The organism is Pseudoalteromonas luteoviolacea (genome assembly GCF_018100925.1).
GTDB classification, from domain to species: Bacteria; Pseudomonadota; Gammaproteobacteria; order Enterobacterales; family Alteromonadaceae; genus Pseudoalteromonas; species Pseudoalteromonas obscura.
Window position 1 is genome coordinate 52,955 of sequence record NZ_JAGJEH010000009.1, and the last position, 17,182, is coordinate 70,136.

General features: G+C 39.3%; 16 protein-coding genes. 1 reads left to right on the forward strand and 15 read right to left on the reverse strand.

The features are described 5' to 3' along the window. Nucleotides 1–190 precede the first annotated feature (190 nt). Complete coding sequence (locus tag J8M00_RS19480) at nt 191–1,402, forward strand: serine hydrolase domain-containing protein (RefSeq protein ID WP_211012167.1); 1,212 nt, start codon at nt 191–193, stop codon at nt 1,400–1,402. A 124-nt stretch (nt 1,403–1,526) separates the two neighbouring features. Here J8M00_RS19480 and J8M00_RS19485 read toward each other — a convergent pair whose 3' ends face one another. From J8M00_RS19485 to J8M00_RS19555, 15 genes are all read right to left on the reverse strand, one after another. Further along, entirely contained in the window at nt 1,527–1,850 is a 324-nt protein-coding gene (locus J8M00_RS19485; protein WP_211012168.1) for a DUF5992 family protein, read from the reverse strand. Nucleotides 1,851–2,366: 516 nt separating this feature from the next. Beyond that, nucleotides 2,367–3,143 carry an HTH domain-containing protein gene (locus tag J8M00_RS19490; RefSeq protein ID WP_211012169.1) on the reverse strand — a complete coding sequence of 259 codons (777 nt, stop codon included), beginning with the start codon at nt 3,141–3,143 and terminating at the stop codon, nt 2,367–2,369. A gap of 853 nt (nt 3,144–3,996) precedes the next feature. Next, on the reverse strand, nt 3,997–4,170 hold the full coding sequence (locus tag J8M00_RS19495; protein ID WP_211012170.1) for a hypothetical protein: 174 nt from the start codon (nt 4,168–4,170) through the stop codon (nt 3,997–3,999). Between the two features lie 243 nt (nt 4,171–4,413). After that, entirely contained in the window at nt 4,414–5,430 is a 1,017-nt protein-coding gene (locus tag J8M00_RS19500) for a hypothetical protein (protein WP_211012171.1), read from the reverse strand. A gap of 5 nt (nt 5,431–5,435) precedes the next feature. Further along, nucleotides 5,436–6,362: a hypothetical protein gene (locus tag J8M00_RS19505; protein ID WP_211012172.1), complete on the reverse strand. Its 927-nt coding sequence runs from the start codon at nt 6,360–6,362 to the stop codon at nt 5,436–5,438. A 54-nt stretch (nt 6,363–6,416) separates the two neighbouring features. Continuing rightward, nucleotides 6,417–8,111 carry a thiamine pyrophosphate-binding protein gene (locus J8M00_RS19510; RefSeq protein WP_211012173.1) on the reverse strand — a complete coding sequence of 565 codons (1,695 nt, stop codon included), beginning with the start codon at nt 8,109–8,111 and terminating at the stop codon, nt 6,417–6,419. A gap of 36 nt (nt 8,112–8,147) precedes the next feature. Further along, the gene (locus tag J8M00_RS19515; protein ID WP_211012174.1) at nt 8,148–9,641 is read right to left on the reverse strand and encodes a flavin monoamine oxidase family protein; all 1,494 of its coding nucleotides are present in this window, start codon (nt 9,639–9,641) and stop codon (nt 8,148–8,150) included. A 40-nt stretch (nt 9,642–9,681) separates the two neighbouring features. Continuing rightward, a complete protein-coding gene (locus J8M00_RS19520) occupies nt 9,682–10,524 on the reverse strand; it encodes an alpha/beta hydrolase (protein ID WP_211012175.1) in 843 nt (280 codons plus the stop codon). A 794-nt stretch (nt 10,525–11,318) separates the two neighbouring features. Continuing rightward, on the reverse strand, nt 11,319–12,311 hold the full coding sequence (locus tag J8M00_RS19525) for a transposase (protein ID WP_211012176.1): 993 nt from the start codon (nt 12,309–12,311) through the stop codon (nt 11,319–11,321). Between the two features lie 99 nt (nt 12,312–12,410). Then, on the reverse strand, nt 12,411–12,827 hold the full coding sequence (locus tag J8M00_RS19530; protein WP_211012177.1) for a DoxX family membrane protein: 417 nt from the start codon (nt 12,825–12,827) through the stop codon (nt 12,411–12,413). 66 nt (nt 12,828–12,893) lie between these two features. Beyond that, nucleotides 12,894–13,391: an RrF2 family transcriptional regulator gene (locus tag J8M00_RS19535; RefSeq protein ID WP_211012178.1), complete on the reverse strand. Its 498-nt coding sequence runs from the start codon at nt 13,389–13,391 to the stop codon at nt 12,894–12,896. 438 nt (nt 13,392–13,829) lie between these two features. Further along, nucleotides 13,830–14,000, reverse strand: a complete 171-nt coding sequence (locus J8M00_RS19540) for a hypothetical protein (protein WP_211012179.1) — start codon at nt 13,998–14,000, stop codon at nt 13,830–13,832. A gap of 134 nt (nt 14,001–14,134) precedes the next feature. After that, a complete protein-coding gene (locus J8M00_RS19545; protein ID WP_211012180.1) occupies nt 14,135–14,617 on the reverse strand; it encodes a hypothetical protein in 483 nt (160 codons plus the stop codon). A gap of 126 nt (nt 14,618–14,743) precedes the next feature. Beyond that, on the reverse strand, nt 14,744–15,256 hold the full coding sequence (locus tag J8M00_RS19550) for a hypothetical protein (RefSeq protein WP_211012181.1): 513 nt from the start codon (nt 15,254–15,256) through the stop codon (nt 14,744–14,746). Between the two features lie 617 nt (nt 15,257–15,873). Continuing rightward, the gene (locus J8M00_RS19555) at nt 15,874–16,962 is read right to left on the reverse strand and encodes a S1 family peptidase (protein WP_211012182.1); all 1,089 of its coding nucleotides are present in this window, start codon (nt 16,960–16,962) and stop codon (nt 15,874–15,876) included. Nucleotides 16,963–17,182 lie beyond the last annotated feature (220 nt).

The following is a 17,182-nucleotide window of genomic DNA, read 5'->3' on the forward strand; positions in this document are numbered from 1 at the left end:
TATATTTTTGATAAGTATGGAAATAATAAAATATCAGTTCGAGGTAATCTAAAAGTCATAGGAAACACAAGCAATAAATTTTTGCTCGGCTACAGTGACAGTCAGTAGATAACTTGAATTGGTTCCTATCTGAATAGATTAGCTGAGTCCATTTCATGTATTGATTATAAACATAACAATAGGAATACCTATGGCGATCAGATTAACAGTGACAAGCTTAGTAGTTGCCGCTTTCGTTTCCAGTTACAGCAGCTTCGCTTCTGAAAATACCGAACAAAGTAAAGATCATGCACCCGAAATTTCAGCTGCTGGAGCAAAGCTAACTTATACAGAGATCCCTTACCTCGAAAATGCTTTTATCGATGCTTCTCCTGCGAATAGACAAGATGGAATACGCGTAGGTAAATTAGGCGCTGATGGAAGTAATAAAAAAATGATAGTTCAATTTGCTAAAGAGATTGCAGCCTACAAACATGGGACTTTCGACAGTTTACTCATTGCTCACAAAGGAAAGCTTGTTTTTGAATCCTATTACGGAAAAGGCCGCGTAAACTTACCTCATTACCAAGCATCTGCGACCAAAACTTACTCGGGCTTAGCCCTTGGCCGTGCTATTCAACTTGGTTACCTTTCAATGGATGATTTGGACAAGCCGTTTATTGACTTTCTTAAGCAATTAGACAAAAGCAAATTAGTTAAAGGTGCAGATAAAATAACACTGCGCCACGCGTTAACGATGACTTCTGGTATTCGAGTTAGTGATGAGCAAAAAACTAAGATTTACAAACTTCCAAATCAATTAAAGGGTCAAGGAGAAATTCAAACAATTCTTGAAAATAGCGCGCCGATCACTAAACAATCTCAAACGTTCAAATATGGCTACGGTCCAGCCCTTGTGATGCAAGTTGTCGAGGCCGTAGTTCCCGGATCTGCAGAAAGCTTTATCAAAAATGAACTACTTAGCAAAATGGGGATCACCAATTATAAATGGCGCACAAATGGCTCTACCGGCCTACCTGAAGCAGGTTGGCGCAGTAGCATAACATCACGCGATATGATTAAGTTTGGTATCCTAGCGATGGACAAGGGTAAATGGCAAGGCGAGCAACTTATTCCTGCAGAGTTCATTACAGATGGTACCAGCAGGCTTTTATTCACGGGAGATGATGACGTACATTGGGGCGGAAAAGACATTTCAAAACAGGGGTATGGATATTTTTGGTGGGGTGTCGACATGAAAGTAGGCGATAAAAGTTATTTAGGTATGTCGGCTCAAGGTGGCAATGGCCAAATCATCATGATTGTTGATGAACTAGATCTGTTAATCGTACATACAGCGCACGACAACAAACCCCAGTACAAACAGATTATCGCCGAAAGGCTCTTACCTGCTTTTATTTGAGTAAAATATTGATAAACATGGATCGTGATACAAAGTAGTATGTAAAAAAGCCCTTTCTTTAATGCAAGGGCTTTTCTTAATTGTGTCAGTGCCGCTTCAGGAAACTGCGGCAAATAAGCATATGTTATTTAGTCAATTCTATGTAGGATGCTTTTTTACATTCGTCTGCATCTGCATATGCATAAATTCGAACTTTCAATCCTGTGGTCAATGCAGTTAATGCTGACGCGTAAGCCCTTGCATGAGTTTCTTTATTAGGCGCTGCTGAGCTAGGAAATGCAATCACATTACCGAAGCAATTCTTTACGTTTTTATCGAGCACTACCTCAAACGTATCTGAGTTATTTGACGTGTTTCTGACTTTTAAAACAGTGGAATCCAAAGCTAACTCTCCAGCAAAAGAGCTAAGTGGCGATGCCAATAAAGCTAGAAACATAATTTTCTTCATTATAAATCCTCGTTAAGAATATACTGCATATAAACAGCTGAACCATTTGGTAGGGTTTTAAAGGCGTTTAAAAATACACTTTACATTCATAATTATACATCGAATTCATTTTCTAAAAAACAATATAAATAAAAACACACCTTCTTCAATTAATTTGAGTCTAAAAAACCAATGGCACACAAATAAATAAACATACAAATCACAAAACAAAAACCTTTTGTAACTTTTCAAGCAAGTTATTAACCTACCAAATTTATTTAATCAACATAAAAGATGTAAGGAGTATAGACCACCTAAAGTCAGGAGCAGGCTTAATAAGACTCTTTATTCATGCTTAAGACCTTGCGTATTCATAGGTTAATTCCATCCTCCTGTATTAGGTGCGCTAAATAAACGTTTTTAGCCACTGGGTCAGACCTTTACTATAGCCATTTTAGCTAGAATAAATTGAATCTGTACTTTTATCACCAAACACGTCAATAATGCGCTCTCGTATCTATACAAAATAAGTAATATTTAAGACAGTAGGTTTGTTCTCATTTGACTTAAAATAGCCAGTTTTCTATTTTTTTCTATCTCAGGGTCTTCAGTTTGAATAAACTCTATGCCTGAAAAATCATCGCCTCTTTTTCTATTTTGTCCGGGTTCCATTGCTTCTATTAGCACAGCCTCAAGCATTGCAATAAATACATCAGGAGCAACATGATAACGCTCTGTGTCCATGGTTCCATTTTCTAGAATTTCATGTATTCCAAACCATGAAAAGCGATTCCATCTAGCACGTAATCTATCTTGAGTGTGCTCATACAGCCTTTGCCCAATCGGCCTATCTACAGATCGGCCTACATAAATAACATCACGCCCATCAAAAAGAATATATATTCCAAACTGCTGGCCCATATCAACTGGCGTCGCACCGAGTTGTTGTTGCCCCAACAGTAGCGGATTATTTTTCCATGACACTAGGTCTCGTGACCAAAACATGCCAAACGCATTTATTGCGCCACTTTTTTCAGTTTTAGACTGCTTCTTCTCTGGCTCCGCTGAAGAGCAAGACTCTACAAGTTCTCTTAAGGCATATTCTCCACGCCCGACTCTCAAAAATGGAGACTTAGCACCTTCTTTAGACATGGAAGTGCTAATATATGACACTACGGTGTTTGCCGGAGTTGACCCTACGTCTTCACGCAAACCTTCTGAAACAATTGACTCCGCAATTTCAGTTCTAGTCATAGCAACACCCGAATTTTTGAGTACTTCGATTATCGCTTTTTTCCACGGCTTGTTAGTCATTTACTACCCTAATTTCTCTCTATATCCTACACAAATGTCGCTTGGTAACGGTCACTTGTTTACACAATTTAATACGCATAACAATAACAAGAATTCAATAGATTGTCACCATATTGAGTACAATCTGACTATCCCAAAACACCGCAAGGCCATGATGTGGTAGAGCTTTCGAAAGCTGTATTCATAAAACCGTGAGCAACAATGAAGCTTATATTCTCTTCAAAGCCGTCATTGCCTATCTTCACTCGCAATATTATTCTGTGTCCACTTTTCGATGTTTAAGAGAACCGACCTTAAATCCTATGTAGACGGAGAGAAGTCATTCAAATCTCACTTATTAATTCAGCGCAATGTTGGCGGCAACCTCAATTTGACAATAAAAATATTTCACATATTTAACTGAATACAGACGAAAATGAGTGATATTTTCTAACTCTAAAACTAAAGTGTTATTTTCATTCCTATAGTACAAACTATCGTCCTTAAACTCATGACCGCGAGATTTAAGGGTTTCTTTCGACTTCACTACCAGCTGTATGAATATTCTGCACTTTTATAAAATATAATGCCTCTTTTAGAGTAGTATTTATTGGTAGATTAAGAGAAAACTCAGAACACGTAGATTTTAGCATGGGTACCGAATACTTTTAAAAAAAAGCAAAGCCTCTCAACTTCAAAGGCCTATTTACAGTTTTATAAGAAATTTGTGAACTTCGACAAGACTTCGACAAGGTAATCTGAACATTAGCCAGATACCTGACTTTTTAGTGAAATACAGCCTGTTTTATGTCAATTAGCCTGGTTGTTTTAATGTTGAAATGGGGCATATTGCGTGCCCCATTTGCCACCTAAATTATCGAGGGTAGCAAGTGTTTACAGGAAAGTATGAGAAATAAGGGCAACCCTTTTGAACTCTGGTTGGAGGGATAGCGCTGCCACCACCTGCGATCAATGGCGTTTGCTCTGAGTCTACTACTTTCTTGTTACATAAGTTTTTTAGATTCTTTTTATTGAGGTGTAATTTCATTTTAGTTTCCTTCACATGATTAAAAAGTGTTCAGCTATATTTTTCACACAAAGCGCTTTGTGTGTAAATTGAAAGAATCTAAAGTAACCAATGTAGCTGCTTCAATTGTACAAAGCGTTTCTGCAATAGACGCTTCAAGCGAGACATAAACAGAGCTAAGGGAATGGCGACCTACATTATGAGTGTCGGTCGCTTTTCAGTGAAATCATATAAAAGCAATAACTTATCGTAACAGCCAATGGCTTATACAAGCTCTAATTTGCTTAAAGAAGCACCTGATTTACGTATCGTCTTTTCTATATGCGCTATGGTCATAGGGTCACGACTTGCTCCAGATTGAAACCAAGTAAGCTCTTGAGCGCTATATTTCGACTCTGGTGTTGTATTTAGTACGCTATGCAGATAGTTTTCAGCAAATAATTGATGGCTTTTTACATCATTTGATATCGCGAGCATGCCTGGATGGACATGGTGTATTTGTACATCAGACCCATTCGATTTAGCGATGAAGCGTGATGTGTTATAAGCAAGTAAACGTACCTTTTTCGAGATCGCATTATGTATTTCGTTCATATTAAACAAGTCTTCATACTGATTGCTATATTTGCTAAATGACTGAGAGTCGAATAATACCTTAGCTAATCCTTTTAATGGACAGTTTATCGAGCCATGTTTATCAGTTAGTTGATCTAAGAAAATAATGTGATCAGCGCTTTGAGCCTGCTCCAGTATTTTCACTTTTGGTAATGATTTCGGCATTTCGACTGTTAACCAAGCATCGCTATTAGCTACGTTAACGAGCTGAGCCTTATGAAGCCTGCTGTCTTCTTCAGGCGGTGCGATAGCCCTGACTAAAGGAGAATTGCTGGCTAGTGTATTCGGAGCGTGATAAGCAATAGCTATGTCCTGGCTATTGCAACCTTTTTCTAGCAAGTGTGCCAAACAAGCACTGACTAACTTATGATCAACGCTGTGCGGAAATGCCTGAGTACTAACTTGCCCTAGTACTACGAGTACTTTCTCACCTTTAGACTGTTTAAAGTTGAGCGCGGTAGTCAATTGGGTGAACAGTGAATTAGTTTGCGTTTGTTCTAACAGACCTGCATTTTTTAATTGACCAGTGGCAACTGCACCATTGTGATTATTAAAAACGTTTTCAAACGCAAGACTTGGCATACTACTGGCCAAGATCCCCATACCAGCGCCTGTACCTTTTAAAAATGAGCGTCTTGATAATCCTTTGTTATCTAATGATTCCATTATGTTTAAACCTTTTCGTAAATGCTGAGATATTCAGGAAGCATGGTGTTTTCTTCGACCGGAATAACGGTATGTACTTTATAGCCATACACCATCATTTCTTTATGCCAAGCAGCCACAGATTGCAGCCGATTTCTTTGAGCTTGAGCAGCGTGCCATGAACGGCCATGCAACAAGTTTTTCCAATCATTAAACACTGATACCACATGTTTATGTGTTGTTTGTTGCACATTAAAGAGCGGCATTACTAACTTACCACCTGAGGGCATGACCTGTTTAATACGTAGCATCATGCTCATAAATTCAGCGCTTGAATAGCTGTGAGGGCCATCGTAAATAGCGGCCAGCTCCACACTTGAAGCGTTGATTTTTGGTGTGTTTCCAATTAACTCTGTTGGTTGAACTACGCCAGAGAAATCAGTCCTCTGTAATGGAGAATATGACTCATTTAGTGCGTGTGTCATGGTATACGTTTGGCCATTAAAAAACGGTAGATGATTAATGGGATCAAACTCGCTATCAGGTAATCCAAAACTGAGATACCCTGAGAGGTTTTGCATTTGCGTAAACTCGGTTAAATATTGACTGAAACGCACTTGCAGATCTTGCAAACGATGCATATTCAGTAGCTGCATGTTGAGCTTACTATTGGCTAAAATAGCTGATAAGCGCTGATAAATTACCTCTTCATTCTGCATTTTAGATACACATTCAAGCGCTTGAATGTGTACATCAGAGTCTTGATATAGGTGCAGTTGTTTCGCTAGTAAAGCAGTTAACTCGTTAAATAAATATTTATTGAGATATAACGCATGGTAACTATTTGACTCATTAAGCAGCGCCCTTATCCAAGGCGAAGCAAATGCATCAACACTAGTCAGACCAGCAACAGCAAAACCGCTTTTTAAAAAAGCGCGTCGCGACAATGTCATTATTATACCCTTGTGTTAACGAGGCCGGCTGTATGTTTTGCCGGCCAATTTTGGTTAAATACCCAAAAAGGCACGGTTTTCTGCGGGGAGATCTTTCATTGGGATCTGTGCCGCAATCACACAAGGTTGATCAGATCGCGCATGCGCGTGCTGTAAAGCACCTAGCAGGTCTTCATAGGTGTTTACTCTTAACCCTATACCGCCGTTGTATACATGAGGCATATTTTCGTACTTCCAACCGTTAAGCATTACATAGTCCAGCGGGGCTTTACCCGGCTCAGTAAAGAATGTGCCATCAATCAAGAATTGCTCAATCGCATATGAACCGTTGTCGACAATAACGATAATTGCAGGAATATTGTTCTGTACAAACGAAGAGAATGCCTGAGAGACCATCTGGAACCCACCGTCACCTGTGACAATGAGCGGTCGTTTACCCGTAGCAAAATAGCTTCCAATCGCTGCAGGTGTGCCTTGTCCGATAGAAAGCCAAATTGGGTTTGCTAAGAAGCATTGAGTGTCCATAACGGGAATATCCGCTCCCGGAAAGCTCGCCAAACAGGTATCTAAACTGATGTAGTATGGAGATTGAGTGGTATTTAAAAAATCTCCGATGGCTGCAAAAATACCGTCATGACCTAAAGTACCTGAATATGGGTCATTTTCGAATTTTGATTGCCATTGTTCACGTCGTTGTTGATAGCTCAAGCCGGCGACACTTGGTATGGAATTTTGTTGCGTATTGAGTCTAGGGAGAGCATTGATGGCTTCTAATGCTGTGCCTAAAGAGAGTTTACGTAGTACATTATTGCCCACCATCGCTTTATTAAATGCAACACGGATCAATTTATCTTTTAGGGAAACTACCATGAAGCGATGATCAATCCCAAACAAACAACCAAGTGCAATTACGCAATCCGATGACTCGACGCCTTGTGTAATGGTTGAAGGTGCCAAATCACTGTCATATACGCCGCAAAATAGCGGATGTGACTCACTAACTAAAGATTTCGAAAGTAGCGTTGTATAAAATGGCAGTCCTTGCGACTCAACAAACTGCATCGCTTCATCAATTAATCCAAAGCGGACGAGCTCAGCGCCAAGCAATACGACGGGCTTGTTGGCATCAGTCAGTGTGTTTTTAATAGCACGAACAAATTGGCGTCTACCTGCCCTATGGCGTCTTGCTGTGTAATTTAAATTTGCAGAAAAGTGTCCGATTGGTTTTTTCCATAAATCTTGAGGGATTTCGATATAGACCGGACCAGACTGTTCTAATGCTGTAATGAGCAATTGGTCAATACGATCAGCAGCACCGTCTAAATCACGAATTTCCTCAGCAGCAAGAGTCAACTCTTTGAAGACATGTAAATCGGTTTTACCAAACCCCGTTGAATGGGAAAATAAAACATCATACTCGGCCTCAAGGCTGAGATCTTTGTCAGTTGGACCACCATTAATAACCGCCAATGGCACGCGCTCAGTTAAAGCGCTGGCAATGCCATTTGCCATGCTCAATGTACCTACGCCATAAGCAACAGACACAGCGCCAAGTGCACCTTGTCGACCATATCCGTCTGCAGCATAACCAGCTTCTAGCTCGTTGACAGTATTGATAAAGTGCATATCCGGATCGGCGACCAAACTGTCGATAAAATCAGAACAAGAAGTACCTGGCACACCAAAAACATGGTGGCAACCTAACTGTTTAAGTCTGAGCGTAATAAACTCTGCGACTGTATAAGACATCATATTTCCTTATTACAAAAGTCAAATTTTAAAATTTTAAGCTTGTTTGTGAATGTATTGAACGGCTTCAAGCGCTGAAACCAATGCGCCTTGGATCCAAGAGTGATATACAGAGCAATGCTCCCCGGCAAAACATAGGCGATGCTCGGGCTCGCTCATTAGCGCGTAGTAGTCTTGATGGTCCCTTGGGTTGAAAAACGCGTAAGCACCTGCTGAATGAGTATGGTTGCTCCAGCTCCAGCGCAATACACTTAAAATGTCATCCCGTTCAATATAGGGATGCACTTTCTTAAGTTCCGTAAAAAGTAGCTCTTTGAGTTCAAAGTTGTTAAGGGTATCAACACGTCGTGCGTGTTGGCCCCAAGTATAGGAGGCTAATAGATAGCTCGCGGCATTCGATATGGCTTTATCTTTTGCTACCGCATTGTCGGCTGGGTACCAAGTATGACCAAGGCCTGCATCATATATGGTACTGCCACCATATATCTTTTCTTTAAGCTCCCAAAAGCGGTTTTTGGTCCTGATCAACACCTTAGTTGCAGAGTCATAGTGCACCTGTGCAAATGCGCGTGCTTTTTTAGGGTTTATGCTGTTGTGAAAGTCGATTTTACCCAACACACCAAATGGGAGGGTACAAATTGCGTAATCAGACTCTATAGTGTGTTTGCTTCTATCTCTCAACTGATAACAAATAGACACCTTGTCTGTCAGGTTTTTAACTTCTACCGCTTTAGCTCCGGCCAAAAAGTCCACTTGACCCGCAATACGTTGGTGTAGGTGTTTTGCCAATAGATCAGTGCCACCCACTACTTCGTCAAAACCTTCGAACCACACACGCTCAAGTTGCTCTCTTAAATGCTCTGAAAAAGCGGTATGCAGCAAAGTTGAAACACCATAAATAGAAGATACATATTCGAGTGCTTCTGAGCTTAACCCAGCCTGCTTAAACGCATCTTTAAGTGACATTGCATCAAGCTCTTTGAGTTTTTTAGTAGTTAACTTTTTTTCATATAGGGCCTGTTTTTCATTATCAGATAATGAATTCAACACCTCAGTGACCGCAAGGTCCCACATATTATCTGCGCTCATGCTACGCTCTTTAGCCGTTAGTTCAAAAGCACTTTTTAAAAGTTCAAAGCCTTCTGGACTGCGCGCTACTTTTTTCCCACGGATCATGGCATGAGTGCGCACATTATCTTGCACAAACGGACGCAAATTTAAGCCCATTTCAGCAATATACTTGCGCGTAACTTGATGGTGCGTTGGAATACGCATGGCACCCAACTCGGCATATAGAGTGTCAGACTCGCGCAAAGTTCTTACGCGGCCTCCAATATGACCAGGATCTGCTTCTAGAATAGTCACTTTTGCACCGAGTCTAACTAATTCGTATGCACTAGTTAAACCTGCAATGCCAGCCCCTATAATGGTTACAGATGGTGCACCCTTTAAACTGTTGGCAGTAAGTGCCCTGACACTATTTAATAGCGTCATTGGCTTGCCACTATGGGCAAGAGTATTGTTCTTCATTAAAAAGTCCTTTTAACGATAGATAAAATTTCTATGAAAATTAATGTCTTAAAGCAGATTTTATTGCATCAGCTAAAGCTACTGGCTGTGTGATCATAGGTAAGTGGCCAGACTCAATGCTATAGGTTTTTGTCGCACCAATAGACTGAGCAATTTTTTGCTGTGTCGCATACGAAATGATCTTGTCCTCTTTTGCAAACACATACACTTTCGGAATGGTACCTAGCTTGTCTTTATTTAGATGCACTTTACCTTCGCCCGTCACGGCTGGTTCATCAACAGATTGTGTCCAAACCTTTGCTTGTAAAGATTTTGATTTGGTGTTGGTAAATGAAGCAACGTACTCCGATTGATTAGTGATTTTCATCCAACCATCTTCGTAAGTCACGCCTTTAAAATAGTTGCTTTCATCATCTTTATTTAATAACGCAAAAGGTTTAGCACCTTCGAATGGGGCAACTGCACTGACATAAATTAAGTGACTCACTTCAGCTCGATTGCATGAGGCGAGTGCTTCATGAGCAACGGCTCCACCTTGACTATGCATAACCCAAACCTGCGGTTGTGGTAAGCCATTTGTGCGCTTACACAATGCCTCAGCTGCATGGCTTAAGGTTATGGTTTTTGGTGCGACCTTATTGTCACGGCCAGGCAAGTCTAAGATATGTGGTACGATTTGAGCATTTTTTAATTCAGTTGCAACAGGTTGCCAAGCTGAGCCTCGTAAATGTGCACCATGAATAAATACCACAGTTGATTCAGTTTCAGCTCGTTCAGTTGAAAGACTTCCTGCAGAAAGTGGTTTTGAGTCTGAAGAGACACTATTACAAGCAACCAAACTTGCAACAGTACATAGAGATATGAATGTATTTTTTAACTTCATCCTAAGTCCTTCCTAATTCTGTAAGTAAAAAACGGGGGCATCTTAGCAAGAAAAAATACGAAAAATAACATCAAAAAAACGAGGGAAATCAAAGCTTGCAACTCATTAATTAAAAAAACAAAAAAGTCGCTGAAAGCCGCAAAAGCAGGCGTGAATTTTTATTCAAAATAACAGATTAAAAACCCAAAAATATACAAAGGACTGGTTTGTTATACTTTTGTAGAATAAACACGACAATTTCCTTCACTATGCCACTTTGGCAATCGGTTTATTCATTAAAAAATTGCATAAAACCTTAAACAGGGGCGATTCATTGCTGAAATTATAATTATTCCAGCTCTGTCAACTATTAGTTTTTCTCAATTTACACTAAAAAATTATGCAGCATTTAATATTTAAACCTCAAAAGACTATTGAATGAGTCTAAATAGTTTTTTTATAAAAAATTTTATTTCCAATTGAATTTTTTGGGTTTAACCGATTAAAAAATGCACATTCTAATTCTTTTCCTCATCTGACATGTTGGTCTTTAATAAAAAACGGATAAACTTTGTATTAGATAAGTTGTAATAAGTTGGACAGACACATTTGAAAAAAGGAATAAAGTGGACAGGCACATTATTTTGCATTTTTGAAAGCCAATCGTATTACAGCTATATATTCCTATGTGTTACCGCCAGTACTAGGAAAAACTATCAAGTGCTTTTAATGCTAGAAATAAAGTTCCATTAGGAATATTTTCATCTTACTAAACAGATGAAGGCTTAGAGTGGAGAAAGAGAGACTTAAACTAACTACCCAACCCCCTTATACCAATTAACGTCATTTTTTGCCGCATGCACTCTCAATACGGTTTGAGAACCTACAAAATTACCATAGCGCGTTCCATAGTTTTTTACCTTATCCAACCAAGTCGCTTCTTCAATTCTCAGTGATGCAAGAATACAGGGCATGCCTTTTTGTATGTAACCTCTCTTTTCGGAGCACACATGGCGGCCCGTCCATTCAACAAGTTCAAGGTAACCCAATAGTGAGATCGGTAATGTATGTTCTTGATCTCTTTTGCCAAACGGTATTAATGATACGGGTTGTTTGGTTTTACGTTTCGTCTCATTTTTATTTAACTGATTGACGTTTGTTTTGGAACTTTTGAGTTGCTTTATTCGCTCTTGAATCGATGTAAAATCGCTATCCTCTAGCTTATTTGCCATATTCGCTCGGATTGGATTTAAATCCACATATGCCATACAACTTAGCAGTGCTGCTTCATCTAATAAAGCCTGTGATTTATATCGCCCTTCCCAGTACTTACCCGTGCAGTTATCTTCCTTGTTTGCTCTCTTTGCTATGTATTCATTGAGGTTTTTCATAAACCAACTAATGTCGTACAGTCTGGCGCGCCACTTTTCAATCAGCTCAGATTTAAGTAATTCCTCAGCCTCGTTCAATGTTTCACCGTGTCGGTATCTATCAATGAGTGGACTACCTTTGTATAGCTTGTACCACCTCGTTATCACCTCTGCCTCTGTCCAACCTAGAGCTTGCTGCCTATTCACTTTTACAACCAAATGATAGTGATTACTCATGATGGCATACGCAGCTATTTCAATGGTATAAACACCACTTAACAGTTTTATTCTATCTACTATCCATGTCCGTCTATGGTCAAAGTTTTTACCTGTGTACTTATCCTCTCCGCACAAAAAAGCACGGCGTACACACCGTGCTATTAAGTGGTAATAAGACGTCGACGACAAATCTATTAACCCCTTCCTTGCCCTTGTCATTCCCTTCAGCTCAATTTAAAACTGGATATTTAAACAGTAGTCAAAGAGCCTAGTTTAAGCAATGAATTTGTGTCTGTTTCATTGCGATTACAAACAAGTCTATTTATTTTGCTCTTTTTGAGATACTCCAACCTGAGTAACTAACAAAGCCGCACCAATTAGTGAAAAGCCTTTGAGGAAATGCGCCTGTTGCAATGCGCGGATAGTTTCATGTTCTGCATACAGCATCTCATATCCGTGCACAACAACTGTTACCGGAAGTAAAAAAAGCACCAGCAACCACCCACCAAGTTTAGGTTTCCAGTTAAATAAAATCATTAATGCACCAGCCAACTCCACAATGCCAGAAGCCCAAATTAAGGCTACTTTATATGGTATTACTTCGGGCATTAAGCTCAAATAATAAGGTACATTAGTAAAGTGAGTAATGCCGGACAGCAAAAATAACGATGTGAAAAGAAAGCGAGCGCAGATATTAATTGAGATATGATGAGGTAAACGGTAGTCGGCAAACATTAAAATGTTCCTATTTTTTCAGGTGATTTATTTGTATATATTTAAAGGCTAGATTTTTACTTAACCTCAAGTAGAAAATGCGGCATTTTGCTCGATCCATGTTTTAATTCGAGATTTTCGTTGATCACTGACATCTTGTGCGATCCCAGCGACTAATTCTGGAAGCTTGACATTATTTAGCTCTTGCCTAAATTTATCTTCAGCATGTTTAAAAGAGGCTGCAATTTTACAGGCTGTAAGCACTTCGTCAGAAGAAGCGCCACATGAACCCTTTTGCCTTATTTCTGTACAGCGAAAACTAGGAGTTGTACCGTCGATTGCCCCTGTTATATCCCACAAAGAAATAGTTTCAGGTAGTCGCGCCAATTTATACCCACCGGCTACACCTCGTTTTGCCTTTACTATTCCTGCTTTACTCAATAACTGCATCTGTTTCGCCAAATAAGGCGAAGGCACCCCAATAAAATCTGCAAGTGCTTCCAAAGCTAATGCTGCATTTGCAGGCAATAAAGCTAACAGCGCACAACTATGCGCTGCCCATTCAACGCCTTTTCCTATTTTCATATCGCTAAAATCTGCCCTTGTCATTTATGGACAAAATTTATCTTTAATTGTAATAGATATCAAGCCGCATTATGGATATTTTTTATCTTTAATTAAGATTGTTGTGTGCCCATAGCGTGTAGGGCTTGTTTAATGGGACACAGTTGACATGAAATAGGCACGATTTGATAGGTAAAATGAATTTGTGTCTGTCCGACAGTGCTCATGATGGCGTACACTGCAACTTATATCGTAAATACACTGCTTATACGCTCTACCAGCCACGTTCGTCTGTGGTCAAAGCTTTTGCCTATGTACTCACCCTCTGCGCATAAAAAGGCACATCGTACGCTCCGTGCCAATGAATGATATAAGGCATTGAAGACAAATCTATTAGTGCCTTTCGTGCTCTTGTCACCCCTCTTCACCACCACTTAAAACCTAGATATTTAAACAGTGTTAAATAGCACAATGTAAACAATTGATTTGTGTCTGTCCCATAATGCTGTTTCCTGACTTTTCGGCTTGCGCTGCAATAGCCTCTAATCGAGATGCTAACCAACGAAGCTTTTCTGGTGAGGCATGGATGAACACCTGCTCGGCTTTTTCATCTTTTTCTAAAGTTAACATCCGAATCCTTTTGGCATATAACGCCGCTATCACTGGACAGCTGGCTGTAGTTGTAATTTATGTTAACGGAGCGGCAGCGTAGTGCATAAATTGCAACGAAGGACTGCTGTTCCGGTGAATAGCTTTGTTAGTTGCTACCCGCCGTAAGCACGATCAAAGTAGTCTTTTGCGTTAGTTCTATTTAGCTCATCTCGGTTTATTGAGTGCATAAGTTCTAATGGTTTACAATTTGCCGACTTGGAAATACAAAATTCGAAGTCACAATACGCATCATCTTCTAAATCAATACACCAACGCATAAGCCAGTTATTACTTTCAGAATATACCGCTGTACGAACTTCGTAATCTCCATGCGTACTAGCTTTCAAGGCCTCACTACTGTTAATTTTTGACTTCAAAACATCGACAGACAATATTTTACTGTTGGTAATAAATCCATCATGCTCGTGCCAGTCATCATATAGAAATATCTTCTCTGACGGATCAACAACCATATCCATGAAGTATTTCATTACTTTTAATAGCGTTTCCATACTACTGTCTGTAGCAGATGTGAGTATTTCTCCATCGAATGGTTTGTCACCGGCCTTCCATCTTTTTTCTAGGTCTGGAGTCATCCTAATACTCGCAACTAACGCCGTGCTAAGCGGCTAAAAAAGTTTGGCTAAAATTAGCGAGGAACGAGCACAAGCCAAACTTTTGTGTCCGTTTGAGCACCTTGTTATATATACAAACGCTGATAATCACGTTTTACTTTTTACCCAACTTTCAAACGAAGGAATGACCATTAATGATTTTTGATTAAGTTCATTCGCATGCTCAGTAATTTGAGGTAACACAGCTGATATTTTTGAAGAGAGTAGGTTTCTGTCTATTGCATCAGGGTCTAACTCTGGCTCAGGTTCAAACCATTCTCCGTAGCCAAAATCACAACCTGAAGCTAAATATCGCATGTAAAAGCTTAATGTTGGAGCAACATTATATGTTTCTCCCTCAGAGCCTAAAAAGACAACTGCTGGTGGAAAATCCTCGGCATATTGCCATAGTAAGTATGAAGAACCTGAGCCATCTTGGCCAAATTTAATGAATTTATCATTCTCTGTTTTCCAATTAGCGATAAGTCCCCAAGAAGACAACTCTTCATCTGCAGCAACTTCTGATAAAGCAGATAGCTCAAAGTCTATTGGCCAACCAATAATTCCTTGCTTGCATAAGTCTGATAACAATTCATATGAAGATAAAGTTTCTGCATCCATTTAGGTTTAACTCCAATAGTGATTTTGTATATATAACGCCTCAGTTAAAAGGCAAAATTTGGTTGGCTATAATATGAAGCGGAGCGAAACCAGCCAACTGAATTTTGTCCGCTTTTTAACTGTTTGTTATGTATGCTTTTTGTAGGACAAAAACCAACTGTTACCCCAAATAGAATAATAAGTCCGATAAACACCTTGTACACTACATGAGTTAGACGATATTGAACGATTATCCCAATTGCAGTTTTTACCGCTGTATGAAATATCTATACGTACCCCACCAAGGAGAAATTCTGTAATCCAGATATCCATATTAGAGGCTTTAGCCCACTTTTGATTGGGAGTGCCTAAAATACTGTGAACCTGACCTCTACTAAGGTTTTTACCAACCCCTAATGATTTGTTCCAGAGGTTACATGATGGCACAGCTAATATAACTAATGCTATCAAAGAGAATGATATGATTGTTATCACCATTTTTTTCATCATACTCAATGTCCGAAGCATACATAACGCCCTCATTAAGCGGACTAAAATTGTTGGCTAAAATTTGTGAGGAACGAACAATAGCCAACTGTTTTAGTTCCGTTTAAATTGCTTGTTAAATTTCGTTATAACTATTCATGATTAGTTAACTGCCAATAACTCTCTTTACTTGAAACTTCAACATAACCTTCATTTATGAAAATGTCTTTTGCTGATAACGCTGCCGCTTTGAGTGTTTCTGCTGAGCCTGAAGGAGAGAATGCGTATAATGTATTACTTGAAAACTCGTCTATTTTCGATACTGGACTTACAGTATCAAATGCTGATATAGCTTTAGTTAATAAATCAATATCTTCGCATTCAATCTGCCCATATACGTCCCTGTCATCATCATAAACATGTATAACAACATCAGAGCTTCGTGCATTAAGTTCATTCACACGTAACTTAGGGTTTCTAAGTTTTATTTCGTAAAGCACATCAGATTCCCACCATATACCATGGGCATCCAAATCAAATTCGTAATGCTTTTGTATTTCTTTAATAACTGCTTCTGCGCATAATACACTCATATATCCATTTTCTGTTGGATTTCCATTTTGCACCAAGCTTTCAGTAACAATACCCATTACTTGTCCGTATTCAGTTATAACAGGACCACCACTAAAACCACCCCTAGCCATTGCGGAAACTATATAATGGGGATGTTTAGAATGCCATACATCAACAACCGCATTGACCTTCGCTAATGAAGCAACTTGGATTGGCATTGTAGAAAAAGGAATTGGAGGATAACCAATAATAAGTGCATCACCAAGAAGATATGAATTGTCATCTATATCATGGGATGTCAGCGAATCAAGTCGAAGACTTGGGAGTTTTTGATTGCCAATATCTACTTTGAATACTGCGACATCCACGCCGTCTTCTTGAGAAAAATGTGGTCCATCGATGACATGCAATTTACGCGGGCTTACATAATCCGCAGTTTGGTTTGAGTGCACACCTCTATTAATTTTTTCCACAGCACGCTTTGTTGTAGCTACAGACTCAATGACTTTTCCTTCCACTACGTGTTTTGCTGTTACAAATAATCCACCGCCAATATGAAATGCGGTGCCAATGCCATTGTCTTCCGTTTCTTTATCCACAACAGCTACAAACGCTACAGCACCAGCAGATTCAATATATCTTTCTTTAAGGCTATTGCCACTTAACATCGAGTATCCCTTCATTAAAGCTATTAACAACCGATTTATATTTTTTGTTTTTAAAAATTACTTACTATGCATAAGTTAAACAACAAATGCTGAGTGACAGAGAAATTTAACATTTTTATCTACGACAAATGTCGCATAACAACAGCGTAATGTCTGCCGCATAACAACAGCTTTTCAAATACGCACTTTAATACCCTCAACCATAACAATAAGTTAAGCA

Bases quoted from the DNA above. Each gene is read 5' to 3' on its own strand.
- J8M00_RS19480 (WP_211012167.1), top strand. From the start codon at position 191: ATGGCGATCAGATTAACAGTGACAAGCTTAGTAGTTGCCGCTTTCGTT.
- J8M00_RS19485 (WP_211012168.1), bottom strand. From the start codon at position 1,850: ATGAAGAAAATTATGTTTCTAGCTTTATTGGCATCGCCACTTAGCTCT.
- J8M00_RS19490 (WP_211012169.1), bottom strand. From the start codon at position 3,143: ATGACTAACAAGCCGTGGAAAAAAGCGATAATCGAAGTACTCAAAAAT.
- J8M00_RS19495 (WP_211012170.1), bottom strand. From the start codon at position 4,170: ATGAAATTACACCTCAATAAAAAGAATCTAAAAAACTTATGTAACAAG.
- J8M00_RS19500 (WP_211012171.1), bottom strand. From the start codon at position 5,430: ATGGAATCATTAGATAACAAAGGATTATCAAGACGCTCATTTTTAAAA.
- J8M00_RS19505 (WP_211012172.1), bottom strand. From the start codon at position 6,362: ATGACATTGTCGCGACGCGCTTTTTTAAAAAGCGGTTTTGCTGTTGCT.
- J8M00_RS19510 (WP_211012173.1), bottom strand. From the start codon at position 8,111: ATGTCTTATACAGTCGCAGAGTTTATTACGCTCAGACTTAAACAGTTA.
- J8M00_RS19515 (WP_211012174.1), bottom strand. From the start codon at position 9,641: ATGAAGAACAATACTCTTGCCCATAGTGGCAAGCCAATGACGCTATTA.
- J8M00_RS19520 (WP_211012175.1), bottom strand. From the start codon at position 10,524: ATGAAGTTAAAAAATACATTCATATCTCTATGTACTGTTGCAAGTTTG.
- J8M00_RS19525 (WP_211012176.1), bottom strand. From the start codon at position 12,311: ATGACAAGGGCAAGGAAGGGGTTAATAGATTTGTCGTCGACGTCTTAT.
- J8M00_RS19530 (WP_211012177.1), bottom strand. From the start codon at position 12,827: ATGTTTGCCGACTACCGTTTACCTCATCATATCTCAATTAATATCTGC.
- J8M00_RS19535 (WP_211012178.1), bottom strand. From the start codon at position 13,391: ATGAAAATAGGAAAAGGCGTTGAATGGGCAGCGCATAGTTGTGCGCTG.
- J8M00_RS19540 (WP_211012179.1), bottom strand. From the start codon at position 14,000: ATGTTAACTTTAGAAAAAGATGAAAAAGCCGAGCAGGTGTTCATCCAT.
- J8M00_RS19545 (WP_211012180.1), bottom strand. From the start codon at position 14,617: ATGACTCCAGACCTAGAAAAAAGATGGAAGGCCGGTGACAAACCATTC.
- J8M00_RS19550 (WP_211012181.1), bottom strand. From the start codon at position 15,256: ATGGATGCAGAAACTTTATCTTCATATGAATTGTTATCAGACTTATGC.
- J8M00_RS19555 (WP_211012182.1), bottom strand. From the start codon at position 16,962: ATGTTAAGTGGCAATAGCCTTAAAGAAAGATATATTGAATCTGCTGGT.